Source organism: Streptomyces sp. NPDC060002, from assembly GCF_042737245.1.
Lineage (GTDB): Bacteria > Actinomycetota > Actinomycetes > Streptomycetales > Streptomycetaceae > Streptomyces.
The window spans coordinates 1-16,617 of record NZ_JBHWUW010000095.1 but is presented as its reverse complement, the minus strand read 5'-3'; the positions used below and the strand labels follow the sequence as shown (position 1 = coordinate 16,617).

The following is a 16,617-nucleotide window of genomic DNA, read 5'->3' as shown; positions in this document are numbered from 1 at the left end:
CTCTACACCGCGGGCGCCGTCGTCTACGGACTCAAACGCCCCGACCCCTCACCGGCCTGGTTCGGCTTCCACGAGGTCTTCCACGCCCTGACCATAGCCGCCTTCACCGCGCACTACACCGCCATCCTCCTGGCAGCCACATGACGGCGCCCAAGGGATGCCGAAGCGCCGGACTCGGGCGCGGCAGGGCTCTGGCCGCACATGGCCCGAGGGAGGCTGGTGGGCGTGGCGGGTCCCGGGTCCCGTGGTGCAATGTGACCTGTCCGGCACCGGGTTCGGCAAGCTCTTTTGCGCATCCCGGGCGGATTCCTGAGCGTCGTCGAGCAGTTAAGGAGTGGCTGTGACCGCAAGAGGGCCGGACGGCGGGCGGGTCGCTCGTGCCCCAGGGGGCGGGAGCGGCCGGACCGGGGCGATGACTTTGGCGGGGACGTTGGAGGCGGCGGAGGCCGCGGCGCCCGTGGAGTCGCTCGACGTGGTCGCGCGCATGCTCAAGGAGCGCCTCGGGGCCGTGTCGGTGTCGTTCCTGATCACCGACTTCACCGGCAGTTCGGTCGTACGGCTGGGGGCGGCGGGCAGCATCGATACCGATGAACCCGCCCGGCGCATCACGCTGCGGGGCACCCTGTACGACGATGTGATCCGCACCCAGCGGCCGAGTGTGGAGGACAAGGGCGAGAGCGCGCTGGTGCGGATCGTCGCCCCGGTGACCAACCGCGGGGACGCCATCGGACTCCTCGAACTGTTCCTGCCCGCGGCGCCGGACGCGGAGGCGATGCGCGAGATCGGCGAGACCGCGCACGCCCTGGCGTACCTCGTCATCGCGAACCGTTCCTACACCGACGTGTACCAGTGGGGCCGCCGCACCACCCCGCTGAGCCTGGCCGCGGAGATCCAGCACCGGCTGCTCCCGGCGTCGCTGGCGTGCGAGGCCGCGCAGTTCGCGGTGGCCGGGGCGCTGGAACCGGCCGACCACGTCGGGGGTGACACCTTCGACTACGTGATCGACCGGGACACCGTCCAGCTCTCGGTCACCGATGCCATGGGTCACGATGTCGCCGCCGCGCTGCTGGCCACCCTTGCGGTGAGTGCCCTGCGCCGGGCACGGCGGGCCGGTGCCGACCTCGCAGAACAGGCCCGCCAGGCCGACGAGGCCATGCACGAGCACGGCCACAAGGGTTACGTCACCGGCCAGCTCCTGCGCATCAGCCTGATCGACGGCACGACCGAGTTCATCAACGCCGGGCACCCCTGGCCGCTGCGGATGCGGAACGGCCAGGTACAGGAGGTCACCCCGAAGATCGATACGCCGTTCGGCTTCCCTGTCCCTCACACCTACCGGGTCCAGTCGCTGGACCTGCGGCCGGGCGACCGGCTGGTGATGCTGACCGACGGCATGCTGGAGCGCAACGCAGGCAGCCTCGATCTGTCCGACCTCATCGTGCGCACCCGCGCTTTGCATCCCCGCGAGGCCGCCCGCACCCTCATCGCGGCGATCGTCGACGCCAACGACGGCCACCTGCAGGACGACGCGACCGTCATGTGCCTGGACTGGCACGGTGTCGGCCACTCCGAGCGTGACGCCGCCACCGGCGCCAACCTCACCGACGCCTCACGCCCGTCCAGGACGAAACGGACCACTCCCGGGCGATGATTCTGGGTGAGTGTTGCGGGCAACCACAACGACCAGAAACCGTCGGATCTTTGGCCTGCGGAACGCCCGTCCGCTCGTACCAGTCACCGCGACGGCCGATCTCGTAATCGGGGACGCCTTTGAGCAAGCCCACAAGACCCGCGACTACGGCCCCATCGTGCTAGTGGACAGTCCGAGGAAGTAATCCTGCATCGGGCCGAACACATCGATCAGCTCGGTGAGTGGTGCTCCGTCGACGGGCGGGATCGGAGTCGAGGTCTTGTGCCCTCAGCCCAAGCTGCCGGCGGTACGACCAAGTACGGTGCGGAACCGCGCTCCGCGCCGTCGGAGAGCGGGCGGTCGACATGCCAGAGGTCGCGTACGGACTCCACGTAGAAATCCACGTCTTCCCGGCCCGCTGCGCCCACCCGCAGCCCCACAAACAGTGGCGCCATGCGTTCGGTACAGGCGGCTACGTACAGACGGACCATCTCTCCGTCCCCGCCGCGAAGGGTCCCCGTGACGGCCTCTTCCACCAGCTTTTTCACGTCCTCACCTTTCCTCTAAGCCGTCCGTATGGCCGTCATGCTCGCAGGAGGCTGGCGCGTTCCAGCGCCTGGGGCACCACCAGCACCGCGACAAGGTCAGCGCTCCGCATATGTGACTGAGCGCTGAAAGGTTGGGCTGCAGGAGTCAGTGGCCGCTGAGGCCCCATGCGTCGAGTCCGCCTTAGACATGGGCCTCCAGGCAGTGGGGGGCGGCGAAGCCGACGGCTCCGCCGCGGTAGATGGCGATGAGCGAGTCCTTGCCTCGCCACCAGGTGTCGGTCACGCCTTGGACTTCTGGCACCGGCTCGAATCCGTCGAGGTCCACCTGTTTGACGGCGTCGCCCTTGATCTTCGTGACGGTCTTGGCCCAGTAGCCCGCGTGGTGGGCCAGTGCCAGGGCTTCCACCCATCCCTCCGTGCTGGCGTGCAGAGGTGTCCAGTGGTCGGCGTCGATTCCGAACTCGCCTCCGGGCCCGTCCGCCGGCTGGCTTCCAGGAGCGAGATGATCTCGGCCGGGAGCGAGCGACCTTTCCACTTCTCCCCTTCTGCGAGGAGGGAGCCGTCCAGCAGGTCGCCGGGAAGGTCGCTGCTCGCGTGGTGAGCCTGCTGCTCAGCGGCCCGCAGAAGCCAGACCTGGAACTCGTGGTCCCGGGCGACCCACCCACGCGGATCGTCCCAGCCGCGGATGAGAGCGTCGTGGATGAGCTCCGCCGCCGGTTCGCCACCGGGCTCACCGGGAGATGTGGTGGTGCCAGTTGCAATGACGCGGTTACGGGTCAGGACCGCCAGAACGGCATCGAAGGCGGCGTTGGCGGCCGGGCCTGTGAGTCCCCGGTCGGTGGCCGGAGCACGGAGGCGGCTGAGAGGGACGAGCTGGCGAGTGGCCGGGATGCCATTGGCGTCGTCGGTGGGCCGGACCAGTGCGGTGAGGATCCGTCGCGCGGTGGGGCGCGGTGGTGGATACGCGTGACCGGTGTACGCGGCGCCGTACGAGGGCTTCGCCGCTGACCGCGCAGAGCTGGATGGCGGCCTCGGGATAGATATGCCGGCCCCACTGCCCCAGGGGGGATGGGGGTGGGGCCGGCACGCGCTCGAACGGCCGGGGGGACAGCGCTGCGTCGAGCTCGTAGTCGCCTGCTGCCCCCGGCCGGGAGTTGTACTCACGCTTTCGGCGCTCATCTCACTCCCACCACGACGGCAGCAGCCGCGGCCTGCCCGTCGTCCGCCACCTCGTCGATGCCTTTGGCGCGGGCTGGCGACGGGAGCCGGGGCGCGGCAGTTCCCGGGATTGCGAGGGCTACCGGCGCCGGAGCTTGGTGCGAAACTTCGCATCCCGGGAACCTCTTGACCCGCGCGGGACGACCTGGAGCACCGCTGGGTGCACGGCCGGTCGCCAGGCGATGCACCGTGCCCGACGTCCCGGCCCGGTCACGGGGGATGTGCACGTGCCGGCGGTCGTACGTGTACGCCCTGCCCTGCGACGTGCGCCTCCGGGCTCCCTGCGCTGGCACCCGGTTGCCGACGCCTCACGTCCCGGCCGAGCCGGACAGTGCGCCCAGGCGGTCACGGAGGTGGTGCAGGACGGAGCGGGCGGTGTCCGGGCCGTGATAGGCCGTCTCGTGGCGCAGTGCCCCCGACAGTCGGGCGTCCTGCGTCATGGTGAGGCTGAGCGAGAGCGTGGCCGCCGCCGCGTCGGACGCCTGGCGGGTGGCGTAGGTCAAACGGGAGAAGTCCTGGCGTATGGGCATGACGTCGGTGCGCATCCCGTGCATCGGGGTGGCGTCGTCGCGCTGCCGGTCCAGGGCCCAGCCGGTCACCCCGTGCAGGCGCAGCGCGGCGTGCCCGAGGGCGTACCGAAAGAAGCCGGCGCAGCCGCTGCGGCCCAGCACGGTCTCGGCGAGCAGCCCGAACGGCAGGTCGACGGTGGCCGAGGCCTCGCGGACGGCCTCGTGCGCCTGCCGCAGCAGCCGGTGCCCGCCGCCCTGCGACACGTCCACCGGGATCTGCACCATGTTGGCGAAGTCACCGACGGCGGTGCGATGTTCGGGCCGCAGCCGGCCGTGGGACGGCGTGGAGAGGATCATCCTTTCCCGGCCGAAGTGACGGCCGAGGGCGCCGGCGAACGCCGCGGCCAGCAGCGAGTACAGGGAGACCCTGGCGGCCCGGGCGGCGTGCAAAAGTTGCCGGGTCTGCCCGGTGGAGAAGTCGAGGGGTTCCTCGTCGTAGCGGTGGCGCAGCGCCGGGGGCCCGGCGGTACGGCCGGGCAGCAGGTCCCCGGCGCCGTACGCCTGTAACAGCGCGGCCCGGGCGGCCAGTCGGGCTGCGCGGTCGTCCAGGGCGGGTTGGGTGGACTCGGCGCGGATGAGGTCGAGGTAGGAGAAGGCGGGCCGCAGCGGCACCCCGGCGGCCACCCTCCGGTTGTACGCGCGGGCCAGGTCGCCGAGGAAGAGGCGGTGGCTGGCCGCGTCGAACACCAGGTGGTGGAAGCTGGTCAGCAGGACGTGGTGGTCGGGGGCCGCGCACAGCAGGTAGGCGCGTCCCAGGGCTTCGGTGACGTCGAAGGGGCGGATGCTGAGGTCCACCAGGAGCGCGTACGGCCGCGCGGGCAGCACGGCCTCCTCCAGCGGCAGAGGCGTTGCGCGAAGCGTCTGGTGGGGCCGGATGACGTCGGCGGCCCGCTCCGGCGGCCCGTCCAGCCGCAGGCGCAGGGCGTCGTGGTGGAGTGTGACCTCGGCGAAGGCCTCCCGCAGCGCGCCGGCGTCCAGCGGCCCCAGGAGCCGCAGGGCGGTCGAGCAGTCGATCGAGACCACCGCGGGATAGGGCTTGCCGTGGCAGCGCTCCCACTCCCAGCACAATTCCTGGCGCGAGGAGAGCGGAAGTGCCGGGTGCCGGGGACCGGTGGTCGTTTTCATGCCCTGCCTTGGGGTCGGGTACTGCGGGACAGAGTGGGGGCCGACGCCGGTTCTGCGAGGAAGGCGCCGTCGGCGGTCAGGTGGTGAAACCGCCTCACCAGTCAGCCTGCCGTCTGCACATGCTTCAGGACCCGCTCGCGCACGAGGTCACTGCGAACCGCCGGATCGACGTCCGTCGGCAGCGATTCGAATGCGTCGGCTCTGGCCGCGAGGGCCTCGAAGCACCACTGCCGACGCAGAGCTGGCGCTCCCGGGAGAACGCTAGCGGGTTCGGGCGCCCACCGAATGCCGGGAGGGCCGGCAGGCCGAGGAACAGACGAAGCTGATTCGCCAGGTTGTCGCCCGCCTGCGGCGGGCGACGTCGTGGTGCTTCTCGCGTGGGGCCCTGCTGCGGTGACACTCTGGAGGCCGGGGGTTCGGGGGGAGGCTGACAATGGCACAGGGGCCGGTGTCACGGCAGGAACTCATCCGCCAGCGGCGCAGTGGAGGGTTTGTCGGGCGACGGCGTGAGCTCGCAGTGTTCCGGGAGAACCTCGCCCGCGCTCCGGGGAGCGACGGGTATCAGTTCCTCTTCCATGTGCACGGACTTGCCGGCGTGGGCAAGTCAACCCTGATTCGCCGATGGGAGAGCGTGACCCGGCAGGCCGGAGGCGTCACCGCCGTCGTCGGGGAGGAGGCGCACAGCGCTATCGAGGCGATGGAGACGGTCAGCGCCCGACTGGCAGGACAGGGATGCCCGCTGAAGTCGTTCGACAAGCAGCTGGCCGTCTACCGTCAGAAGTGTCACGAGGCCGAGGCAGCCGCAGCCGTGCCCCTGCCGGGAGATGAGAGCGGCGGCGCGACGCTGACCGCATCTGCAGCCAGCACGATCATTGCCCAGATCGGCGTAGCGGGTCTCGCGCTCGTTCCGGGCGCCAGCGCGCTTACCGGCGCGGTCCGCCCCGACCAGATGGCCGCTGGCCTGGACCGGGCACGCGCGGCAGTCGGGAACCGGCTGCGCAGCCACGAAGACGTGCGGCTCGTGCTGTCGCCTCTGAAGGTGCTCACCCCGTCCTTCCTTGCCGACCTGAGTGAAGTGGCCGAACGCAGGCCGTGGGTGGTGATCTTCTTCGACACCTACGAGCGCACGGCCCCCATGTTGGACGCCTGGTTGCGGGATGTGCTGCTCACCGAGGCCTACGGGGCCGTGCCAGTGAATGTCCAAGCCGTCCTGTGCGGACAGGGACGCCTGAATGCAGCGTGCTGGGAGGACAGCCTCGACCTCATCGATGAGATCCCGCTCGAGCCGTTCACCGAGGAAGAGTCCCGGGCCCTGCTCACTGCCCAGGGCGTCACCGACGAGCAGGTGACGGACCTTATCCTGCGGCTTTCGGGACGGCTCCCGGTGCTGCTGGACGCGCTCGCCAGAAGCCGCCCGCAGGACGTGGATGCCGTCGGCGACCCTTCCGGCACCGCGGTCGAGCGCTTCCTGAGGTGGGAAAGGGATCCCGTCCATCGCAACACGATCCTCGCCTGCGCGTACCCCTTGCGGATCGACGACGACATCTATCGCGTCCTCGCCCCGGCCGCTGCCGACGACGACGGACTGCGCCGCCTGCGCGAACTGCCCTTCGTCACCGGCCAGCCGGGGCAGTACCGCTACCACGACGTGATCCGCTCATCCATGCTGCGTCTGCAGCGCTCACACTCTCCTGCTGACTGGCGCCGCCGCCACACCGAACTGGCCGGGGCCTTCGCCGCCTGGCGCCGCGAGCAGGAAGACCTGCTCGGACCCAACGGACGCTGGGACGACCCCGTGTGGCACGACCACCTGCTGAACGAGAGCTACCACCTACTCTGCGCCCAGGCCCCGGACGCGCAGCCGGAAGCACTCCACAACACGGTGTGCGCCAGTGCCCACAGTGCGGAATCACTGCGCCGCTGGGCCCAGTTGCTCGTCCAGGCAGGCCAGGACAGCGCAACCGACGACCTCACACGGACCGGGCAGCGCCTTCTGGAGCTCTCCACCCAGCCGTCCGGAGAGGCAGCAGCGCTCACGTTCCTGCTGTCCCTGCCTGCCCTGGGAGAACGAGGACAGGCTCTCGCCTACGCGCTGCGCGGCCGAGACCACCGACTCGAGGGCCGGAACGATCAGGCGCTCGAGGACTACACCACCGCGCTGAGCCTGAACCCTGACCTGACCCGCGCCTACGCCGGCCGAGGGCACACTCATAGCCAGATGCGCCACTACCAGGCCGCCTCCAACGACTACGACCAGGCCGTCAGGATCGCCCCCGACGACCCCCTGCATCTGGTCAACCGCGGTTCCGGCCGACTCAACCTGCGCCTCTACGACGGCGCCCTCGAGGACTTCGACCGAGCCCTCACTCTGGACCGCAGCAGCGTCCGAGCCGTGACTTTCCGAGGCCTGACGTACCACCGCATGCACAGGCACCGGGCCGCCCTGGCCGACTTTACGAGCGCCCTCACCCTCAACCCGGACTACGCATGGGCCTACGCCGCTCGCGGGGACGTCCACCTGAGCCTGGGACACACCGAGACCGCGCTCACAGACCTCGACCGCTCGCTCACGCTGGAACCCGACGCCGCATGGCCGCGCTGCTGGCGCGGTGAGACACACCGCGCCCTGGGACACCACGCGCAGGCCCTTGCCGACTTCGAGCACGCCATCGCGCTGCACCCTGAGTGCGGGTGGTTCCACTACCAGAGTGCCCTCGTCATGCGCCTGACCGGCGCTCCTGAGCAGAGCGAGCGATGGAGGCGGGCCCGAGTGATCTACCAAGCGCAGGCCGCTGCGGCGGAAGGGGGCGACCTGGCGCGGAGCAACCTGCTGGTGGTGCTGTGCGCGCTGCCCGACTGGGAAGGCGCAGAAAACCAGTTGGAGCTCTTCTTGTCGTGTTCGCCCTCCTGGCACCAGATCAGAGAGGCCATTGACGATCTGGAGGACCTCCGGCGCGCGGTATTCGTCGATACGCAGCGGCTCGCCCCGATCCTCGGCCGACTCCGGGGAGCACTGCAGCGGAGCTGACCGCGCCCCCACGGCGCATCGTGGGCAGCCTGCGGCTGTTGTCCGGGGCAGCGGTCACGCCTTGCGCATGAGAGGGGCTACGGCAGCCCGGGCGGCCATCCCGGCCGCCTGCTGTGTACAGGCGTCCTGCGAAGATGCCGTCATCTCGCCGGCTATGAGTCCGGTGTACGGAGATCCGGATTCCGTAATTCCGGCAAAGGTGAGGTTCCTTTTGTTCGGGGAATAGGAGGTTCGTTGCGAATTCGATAACAATGAGAAGACTACCTGTAAATGCTGGTGAAAATTTAGGATGGTGGGTGCATGGCGTCACTGGAGCGCTTGAAGGAGATTCTGGGAGCGCCTCCGGTAAGTCCTGAGAGTGACTTTCTGGGCGTGGAGAGTGGATGAGTGAATATGTGCGCGATGCTGAAGATGTTATTCCAAGGGATGTACTCCCCGAAGTTGGCGGGATGCTTCATCGGGGGCACTCGATTGAAGGAGACAAATTCTTCCTTGAGTATCGAGAGGGGGGTAAGTGGACTGTGTCTGCATTCCGGAGGAACTGGGGTGACTGGTACGAGAGCGATGACGGCCTCATTGACTGGATGGTGAAGGTCTTTGAGGGGAAGTGTGCCGCGGATTGGATGCCTGAATGGCCGGCAGTTCACTGGTTTGAGGGGAGTAGCTGACAACGGTTCTGAATGCGACGCCGGGGCGGCGTCTGCATTAACTTCACACTTACGTCAGACGCCACCGTGGCTCGTGCTCGTGCTCGAGATCCACAGCCACGAGGGACGATCATGCCTGCAGGTCGGCCGCGCTCCATACCGGCCCATCCGAGAGCGGCGGTCGGCTGCCTGGCCCGGTCTTCCAGCTAGTGGGCGTGTCATCCCAATGGGGCGATGTGCGGCACAGCGGATCAGGCAAGACTTTCGCGAAGCCCAACTTCGCCCCGGAGGTTCCATGTCGAAAAGCGGCGCGCCTCGCATCGACGTTCCGCGCGAGGCCCCGGCGCGGGCGTCGCTCGTCTTGACGTCCCTGATCATCGTTGCCGCCGTGGCCAACTTGAACCTGTCGGTGGCCAATGTGGCACTGCCCGCGATCGGGAAGGCCTTCGACTCCTCCCAGGCCGCGCTGAACCTGATCGCCGTGGGCTACTCCCTCGGCCTGGCCGCATCGGTGCTCTATCTGGGTGCGGTCGGCGACCGTCACGGCCGCAAGCTGCTGCTGCTCCTCGGCATCGCTCTGTCCATCCCCGCCTGCCTGCTCGCCGCGTACGCGCCGAACGACACCGTCCTCGTGGCGGCCCGGAGCCTCGGCGGGCTCTCGGCCGGCATGGCCTACCCGACCACTCTGGCGCTGATCACCGCCCTGTGGGCGGGGTCGGCGCGGACGAAGTCGATTGCGCTGTGGTCGGCCCTGGGCGGAGGCATCTCCATGCTCGGGCCGGTGATCGCGGGCGCCCTGCTCGAACGCTTCTACTGGGGGTCGGTGTTCCTGATCACCCTGCCCCTTGCCGTGGTCGCCCTGGTCATGGCCCTGCTGTTCGTCCCCGCGCATGCCAACGAGTCGGCCGAACCGGTGGACAACCTCGGCGGCATCCTCTCCGTCTTCCTGGTCGCGGGACTGGTGTTGGCGATCAATTTCGCCGCCGTCCCCGACCAGGGGTCACTGGTCGTCGGCCTCGCCGTGATCGCCCTGGCTGCCGGAGCGGCGTTCTTCTGGCGTCAGCGCCGGGCTCCAAACCCGTTGTACGACCTCCACATCGCCGGCCGGCGCACCTTCTGGGTCGCCGCGTGCGCGGGAATCATCGTATGGGGCTCCATGATGGGGTCGGCGTTCATCAGCCAGCAGTACCTGCAGAACGTGCTCGAGTACAGCCCCGTCGAAGCCGGCGCCGCCATCCTCCCCCTCGTCGTGATGATGGTGCTTGTGGCACCACGGTCCGCGAAGCTGGTCGAGAGACGCGGCGCCCGCACGACCCTGCTGATCGGTTACGCGTTCCTCTTCCTCGCCTTCGCCTGGATGTTGCTGTTCTGGGGCGAGGACAGCGGCTACTGGCAGATCGGCTTCGCCTACGTGCTCATCGGCATCGGCGCCGGCCTCGCCGGGACGCCCTCATCCCACTCGCTGACCGGATCGGTGCCCGTGCGACGGGCCGGCATGGCCTCAGGCACCGCCGACCTGCAACGCGACCTCGGCGGGGCCATCATGCAGTCCGTCATGGGCGTGCTCCTCACCGCCGGCTACGCCTCGGCCTTCAGCGCGGCGATCGCCGCTTCCCCCGAGAGCAAGGACGTGTCGGACCAGGTCCAGAGCGAGCTGACGAAGTCGTTCGCCTCCGCCGGGCAGGTCGCCCAGCAGCACCCCCGCTACGCCGACCAGATCGTCGCGGCAGCACGCAAGTCGTTCCTCCACGGCGACGACTGGGCGTACACCGTCGGCCTGGCCGCGATCGCCCTGGGTGCGCTGCTGATCTTCTTCATGTTCCCGCACCGGGACGCTGAGCGGGAACTCCTACGGCGCTACTGCACCGAGGACTCCGCCCCTGCGGCCACCGAGAGGCCGAGCGGACCGGGAGCCTGAGGCCGGCCGGTCAGCCGGTCGCCGACCGTGTCCGTGCGCGGCCTTGCCCCAGGGCCGTCGAAAGCAGGTCTGAGGACCGGACTGACGCGGGCGAGGATGCGGGCGTGGCCTGCTTGACCAGCCGGGCCGCCACCTGCATCGTCGGAACGCAGCACCGCAGCACCGCAGCACCGCAGCACCGCAGCACCGCCCGACTCTGCCGACCGGCCCGGACCATCCACACGCGGCAGACGGTCCTGACACCCAGGAGCGGCTGATCCTATGGTCGTCGACCTGGTGGTGATCGGTACAGCCGTCGCCTTGGGGCCTTTGCACAACAGCGCCTTCATCCTGCTCCTCTCCTCACGGCGCGGCGTCCGCCAGGGCCTGGCGTCCTGCTGTCGTGGCTGGCCAACCTGATTGGAGTTCGAAACCTGCGCGGCCGAACATCTGACGCTTCAGCATTTTAAAAGTTACGTGGAATCTGCTGGGGGTGATCATGTCTCCCCAGTGCAACCACGGACTTGGGAGATGGCTTGAGCGGCTCGACGGTGCTCATGGAGAAGTGGCCGGTGCTCGGTCGGCACGAGCAAGCGGCAGCTTGGCTGACGGTCTGGACAGATCTCGGACGGGCGCCGCGCACGATCGACGCCTACGGCCGGGGGCTGGCCGAGTATCTGCTGATGAGCGAGCGGGAGGGCGTCGACCCGGTCGCCGCGAACCGTTCCCATATCGCCCTCTAAGTACGGGAGTTGAGCTCTCGGCGGCACCGCCGGGGTGCGAACGTGATCTCGATCGACTCGGGAGTGGGGCTGGCGAACGCGACGATCCAGCAGCGGCTCGTGCCGGTGCGTCTGTTTTACGACTTCCTTATGGAGGAGGGGCTGCGGGATTCCAACCCGGTCGGCCGCGGTCGGTACACGCCCGGCCGGCGGAACGGCGGTCGGCGACTACGTCCAGCGCACGGTCGGCCTGGGGGACCGGCTCGGCAAGCCGCTGGAGGCGCCCACCAAGGCCGGACAGATCACTGCACTCCGTACCTTCTTCCGGGACTGCCAGGAATGGGAGTGGCTGCCCCGCCGCTTCGACCCGCTACGCGCTCCGGCGATCCCCCGCAGCATCACCGCCCTCCTCGGCCCTGATCCACGGGTGATCGCCGACGAGATCTGGGCGAAGCTGTTGTGGGCCGGTCTCAACCTTGATCCCGCGGATCCTCCGCAGACCCGGTCCGGGCACTTCTACCCCTTCGAGCTGGTCCGCGCTGTCACACTGACCTGGCTGTTCTCCGGTCAACGCAGTAACGAGATCGCCCGGTTGAGACTCGGCTGCATCCGCTGGCAGCACGACGGAGCACCCATCGCCGGCGACTGAGAGCAAGTACTGGCCCGCGACGCGATCTGCCTGCTCGACGTCCCCACCCGCAAGACCGGCACCGCCTTCACCAAGCCGGTCGACCCGATCCTCGGCCAGGCCATAGGCGCCTGGCAGGCCGTCCGCCCGGACCAGCCGAAGTTCACCGACCGCCGCACCGGCGAGCACGTCGAGCTGCTGTTCGCCGTCCGCGCCCGCCGCCTCTCCACCAGCTACATCAACAACACCGTCATCCCGATGCTCTGCCGCAAGGCCGGAGTTCCGGACGCCGACGTCCGCGGGAACATCACCAGCCACCGAGCCCGGTCCACCATCGCCGGCCAGCTCTACAACGCCAAGGAACCGATGACGCTGTTCGAGCTGCAAGCCTGGCTCGGACACCGATCGCCGCAATCCACCCAGTACTACGCGAAGATCACCCCGAACGCTCTGTCCAAGGCGTACTCCGAGGCGGGCTGCTTCGAGCGGAACGTCCGCACCATCGAGGTCTTGGTCGACCGGGACGCGGTCGCCTCCGGCGCCGCCGCGACCGGCGAGCCCTGGCAGCACTACGACCTCGAACACGGCTACTGCACCTACACCTTCTTGGAACAGTGCCAGCACCGCATGGCCTGCGCACGCTGCGACTTCTACACCCCCAAGGACTCCACGAGAGCCCAACTCCTGGAAGCCAAAGGCAACTTGCAGAAAATGACTGCAGCGATCCCGCTCACCGACGGAGAACGCGCGGCCGTCGACGACGGCCAAGCCGCTCTGGACCGCCTGCTTGACCGTCGGCCGACACTCCGACACCCGCAGGCCCGACACCCCGCGAACTCGACGTGCCGGCCAGCGCACGCCTTCTGCCACTCATCGCCGTCCGGCAAGGCAGTGCAGGCCCAGCGTCGCGCTGATATCGGAGTGCGAAGTGGCGCGGGAGAGTGTCACAGTCACTGTCGTGACCTTGATGGACGTACTCGTCGGCTTCTCCTGCACTGGTCGGCTCGGGCCCCTGAACTGCGGAATTTCCCTGGCTGAGGCTGAAGACCTTCTCGGCCCGGGGCGCCCGCACCCGGCCCACCGCCTGAAGGGGCCCGATATCGACGGATACCCGTACTCCTGGGACGGGCTGGGGCTGGTGGTCACTCAGCGGACCGTCAGCGGGATCTGGATCAACCTCTGGCCCGGTTCGGCCGCCAAACTTCCGCCGCTCGTCCTGCCTGATTCCGACTCGTTCGAGGCCACCGTCCTCCGCGAGGAACTGGTCGACGCCCTCGACGGCGCTGGCTGCCGGCATGCGGTCAACAGCACTCTCACATTCGGCGAGCAGTCGAGCATCCTCACCCAGCCCGCTGACGTTTGCGCGGTCTTCAGCCTGCCGGGACGGGACAACCACGTGCCGCACCGTGATCGGCACTACCTCGACGTGATTCACAAGCACACGGCTTGACACTGCTGATTCCACAGAATGATCCGGTCGACATGGCCTTCGACGACCCGGACTGCAAGGCATGGGAGCTGTCCTGCGAGAGCCGCCGTCGGCCACGGGCGACGTGCCGCCCTGGAACCGGGGATTGCATCCGTCCGGGTCAGTCGTGATGGCGGTGGGGCCAGGCTCCGGCGAGGGTGGGGTGGCACGACGTTTCTGTCCGCACCCCGTCCCCTGTTCCGAGGAGCATGTCATGTCCGATCGCAATACCCTCATCCGCAGCCTGCACGATGTGGGTCTGGCAGCCTGGTTCGGCGGCTCTCTCATGGGTGCGGTGGGTCTCAACGGGGCAGCAAAGGATCAAAGCGAGACGGCCCGGGCCAGGGCACGGATCGCCTCGTCGGGGTGGGCGAAGTGGACGCCGGTCAACGCCGCGGCCATCGGCGCCCACCTGTTCGGCGGCGGCGGCCTGCTTGCGGTGAACGCACACCGCGTCGCCGCCCAGAAGGGCGTGGGGGCCTCCACCACGGCCAAGACCCTCGTCACCGCCGCGGCACTGGCCGCCACTGCCTACGCCCGCGTCCTGGGCAAGAAAGTCGAGCTGGCTTCTTCCTCCGACCCCCAGGACGCCGAAGAAGCTGCCCGGCATCCGATCGACATCGACACTGCCCAGCGGCATCTGGCCTTCGCTCAGTGGGCGGTGCCGGCCTTGACCGGATGCCTGGTGGTGCTCAACGCCCTGCACGGTGAGCAGCAGCGTCCTGAGGAGCAGCTGCCCGGTATGTGGGAGCGGGCTCGCTCTGCCGCTACCCCCTACATCTCGCAGCACTCTTGAGAGATCTGCTCGAGGCGGGTCGCACCAGTCGATCAACTATCGAGCTCCGGCTGTCTCCGACAGGGAGAGAGACCGTGGTGAGGGCGGTGGACGCGGACTGGAGCCTCGGGTGGCCGGTGGACCGGCAGTGGCACCATGCCGCTGCCGGCCTTGTCGCCCTGGAGTGCCTAGGCGTGGACGCGGGCGCGCCGGAGGGGCGCGCCGGCCTGGTGGAGGCTGGTGAGCGCCTGCCGGTAGGAGGCGATCAGCCCGGTCTCCAGGTAGTCCACGCCCAGTTCCTCGCAATAGCGCCGGACGAGGATACGGGCCTCGCGCAGGTTGGGGCTGGGCATGCTGGGGAACAGGTGATGCTCGATCTGGTGGTTCAGCCCGCCCAGGGCGATGTCGGTGAACCAGCCGCCCTTCACGTTGCGTGAGGTGAGTACCTGGCGTCGGAGGAAGTCCGGGCGGTCGTCGCCCTTCAGGATCGGCATGCCTTTGTGGTTGGGGGCGAAGAGGGAGCCGAGGTAGACGCCGAACAGGCACTGGTGGACGGCGAGGAAGGCGACCGCCATGCCGGGCGGCAGGAACCAGAACAGGGCGGTCAGGTAGGCCGCGAAGTGCGCGAACAGCAGGGCGCCGTCGAGGGGCCGGTGCTTGAGCGAGCGGTTGGCCAGCGCCTTCACGCTCACCACGTGCAGGTTGAAGCCCTCCAGGGTGAGGAGCGGGAAGAACAGGAAGGCCTGCCATCGGCCGATCAGGCGAGGGAGCCCCGTGGCGGCCCGGGCCTGGTCCTGGGACCAGACCAGCAGGTCGGGGTCTAGGTCGGGGTCAAGTTCCTCGTTGTTGGGGTTGGCGTGGTGACGGGTGTGCTTGTCCTGCCACCAGCCGTACCCCATACCGACACCCGCGGCGGCTGTCCGCCCGAACACCTCGCTGATCCGGCGCCGGCGGAACACCTGCCGGTGGGCCACATCGTGGGCGACCAGGGCGACCTGACCGAAGACAACGGCCAGGAAGGCCGCAACCGCCAGTGTCCACCAGCTGTCGCCGACGAGTGCGAAGGCGGCCCACCCGCCCACATACAGCCCTGCCACCGTGGTGATCCGCAGCGCGTAATAGCCAGGCCGACGGCCCAGCAGCCCGGCATCCGCGATCTTCCTCGCCAACCGGGCGAAGTCGCTGCCGGAGGTTTCCGAGCGCGGGGGGTGCGCCGTGGCACTCGTCATGAAGGTGGGGCTCTCTGCGAAGTGGGCAGGTGGCTCGGAGCCGCCCTGGGAGCCGCTGGGAACCGGTCGGGGCGAAGACGCGCTAGCTCCCTCGACCGGTGACACAAGCCCTCTGATGAGGCGGGTTCCCCGCCAGACAGGTCTCAGACAGTCGCGGAAGGCAAGGCTTCTGGGGCCGTGAAGGGTGGTCGCCTACACGGCGAGGAAGCCACCGGCGGTGGGGATCACAGCCGGTCAGCGGGGATGATTCCCCGCTGTCGAGCCGGTCCTGGAAGCGATCCGGATCCCCCGGTCGGGTCTGAGACGGCCGCGCAAGCGCCCGCTGGTGTCAGTCGCCGTACGGGGTCTTGACGCAGGCTCCCTTCCGGCTCCAGTGCCACAGCGAGACCCTCAGCGCTGGTGAGGAGTGCACGCAGGCCCCCTTCTTCGCAGCGTTTTCGAACTCAGGCAGCCCGGCGACGGTTACCCCGGTCCCACGGGGTACTCGATTTTACGTAGTGCACATAACGGGCAAATCGGAGGTATCGGAATGACGACACAGCCCCGGTCGGACATGGCCACGCATCCCGACATCCTCGCCATGCGAAATCGGCACGAGATGGCCGAGCGAGTCGCGACTACTCCCAGGGCACAGGCCGTCGAGGCCATGGCCCTGATCACAGGCCTCTACCTGGCGGCCTCACCGTGGATCGCGGGTTTCAACGAGTTCTCCACCCTGGCGGTCAATAATCTGATCGTCGGCATCGCCTACGCCGTGATCATGAGCGGTGGCTTCGGCCGGGCATACGAGCGGTCGCACAGCATGGCGTGGGCCGCCTGCGCGCTCAGCGCGTGGACGATCTTTGCGCCGTGGGTCGTGGCAGGCGACGTCAGCACCACCAGGACCATCGTCAACAACATCATCGTAGGCGTGATCGCGCTCATGCTGGCCCTCATGGCCGCCGCAGCCGCCCGCCCGGTGGATCAGTCGTCCGGCGACCGGTCTTCCCCGCACAGGTGATCCCAAAGGACCCTGGCACTCATCACGGGTATTCCGGCCCCTGGCCGGCAGGACTGAGCGTCCGGTGCGGACACCCCCTTCCCGGGAGTGTCCGCACCGGACGTACAGCTGTTTCGGCCACATCCCTTCGTCC

12 protein-coding genes and 2 pseudogenes are annotated in these 16,617 nt (G+C 68.8%); 10 read left to right on the top strand and 4 right to left on the bottom strand.

Annotated elements, in window-relative coordinates; all coding sequences use genetic code 11:
- Positions 1-144 (top strand): hemolysin III family protein (locus ACFWBD_RS40015; RefSeq protein ID WP_385678669.1); only part of this gene is annotated, 144 nt, incomplete at its 5' end.
- A 268-nt stretch (positions 145-412) separates the two neighbouring features.
- Positions 413-1,651 carry a PP2C family protein-serine/threonine phosphatase gene (locus ACFWBD_RS40010; protein WP_385678663.1) on the top strand — a complete coding sequence of 413 codons (1,239 nt, stop codon included), beginning with the start codon at positions 413-415 and terminating at the stop codon, positions 1,649-1,651.
- A gap of 708 nt (positions 1,652-2,359) precedes the next feature.
- On the opposite strand, the pseudogene ACFWBD_RS40005 reads toward ACFWBD_RS40010, so the two are convergent.
- The 3 genes and pseudogenes from ACFWBD_RS40005 to ACFWBD_RS39995 form a co-directional block, all read right to left on the bottom strand.
- Positions 2,360-2,653: pseudogene (locus ACFWBD_RS40005) on the bottom strand (hypothetical protein); the annotation flags it as partial.
- Positions 2,654-2,784: 131 nt separating this feature from the next.
- A pseudogene (locus ACFWBD_RS40000) lies at positions 2,785-3,357 on the bottom strand (hypothetical protein); the annotation flags it as partial.
- Between the two features lie 347 nt (positions 3,358-3,704).
- Positions 3,705-5,090, bottom strand: coding sequence for a condensation domain-containing protein (locus ACFWBD_RS39995; protein ID WP_385678660.1), 1,386 nt, complete (start codon positions 5,088-5,090; stop codon positions 3,705-3,707).
- Between the two features lie 433 nt (positions 5,091-5,523).
- On the opposite strand from ACFWBD_RS39995, the gene ACFWBD_RS39990 reads away from it, so the two are divergent.
- The 7 genes from ACFWBD_RS39990 (at position 5,524) to ACFWBD_RS39960 (ending at position 14,276) form a co-directional block, all read left to right on the top strand.
- The gene (locus ACFWBD_RS39990; protein ID WP_385678657.1) at positions 5,524-8,118 is read left to right on the top strand and encodes a hypothetical protein; all 2,595 of its coding nucleotides are present in this window, start codon (positions 5,524-5,526) and stop codon (positions 8,116-8,118) included.
- Between the two features lie 383 nt (positions 8,119-8,501).
- The gene (locus ACFWBD_RS39985) at positions 8,502-8,786 is read left to right on the top strand and encodes a hypothetical protein (RefSeq protein ID WP_385678655.1); all 285 of its coding nucleotides are present in this window, start codon (positions 8,502-8,504) and stop codon (positions 8,784-8,786) included.
- 274 nt (positions 8,787-9,060) lie between these two features.
- Entirely contained in the window at positions 9,061-10,683 is a 1,623-nt protein-coding gene (locus ACFWBD_RS39980; RefSeq protein WP_385678653.1) for an MFS transporter, read from the top strand.
- 515 nt (positions 10,684-11,198) lie between these two features.
- A complete protein-coding gene (locus ACFWBD_RS39975) occupies positions 11,199-11,405 on the top strand; it encodes a hypothetical protein (protein WP_385678650.1) in 207 nt (68 codons plus the stop codon).
- Between the two features lie 637 nt (positions 11,406-12,042).
- Positions 12,043-13,050, top strand: coding sequence for a tyrosine-type recombinase/integrase (locus ACFWBD_RS39970; protein WP_385678666.1), 1,008 nt, complete (start codon positions 12,043-12,045; stop codon positions 13,048-13,050).
- On the top strand, positions 12,971-13,462 hold the full coding sequence (locus tag ACFWBD_RS39965; RefSeq protein ID WP_385678647.1) for a hypothetical protein: 492 nt from the start codon (positions 12,971-12,973) through the stop codon (positions 13,460-13,462). Before ACFWBD_RS39970 ends, ACFWBD_RS39965 begins: the two co-directional genes overlap by 80 nt.
- A gap of 232 nt (positions 13,463-13,694) precedes the next feature.
- Entirely contained in the window at positions 13,695-14,276 is a 582-nt protein-coding gene (locus tag ACFWBD_RS39960; protein WP_385678645.1) for a hypothetical protein, read from the top strand.
- A 167-nt stretch (positions 14,277-14,443) separates the two neighbouring features.
- On the opposite strand, the gene ACFWBD_RS39955 is transcribed toward ACFWBD_RS39960, so the two are convergent.
- The gene (locus ACFWBD_RS39955; RefSeq protein ID WP_385678643.1) at positions 14,444-15,484 is read right to left on the bottom strand and encodes a fatty acid desaturase family protein; all 1,041 of its coding nucleotides are present in this window, start codon (positions 15,482-15,484) and stop codon (positions 14,444-14,446) included.
- 529 nt (positions 15,485-16,013) lie between these two features.
- Here ACFWBD_RS39955 and ACFWBD_RS39950 point away from each other — a divergent pair.
- A complete protein-coding gene (locus ACFWBD_RS39950; protein WP_385678640.1) occupies positions 16,014-16,484 on the top strand; it encodes an SPW repeat protein in 471 nt (156 codons plus the stop codon).
- Positions 16,485-16,617 lie beyond the last annotated feature (133 nt).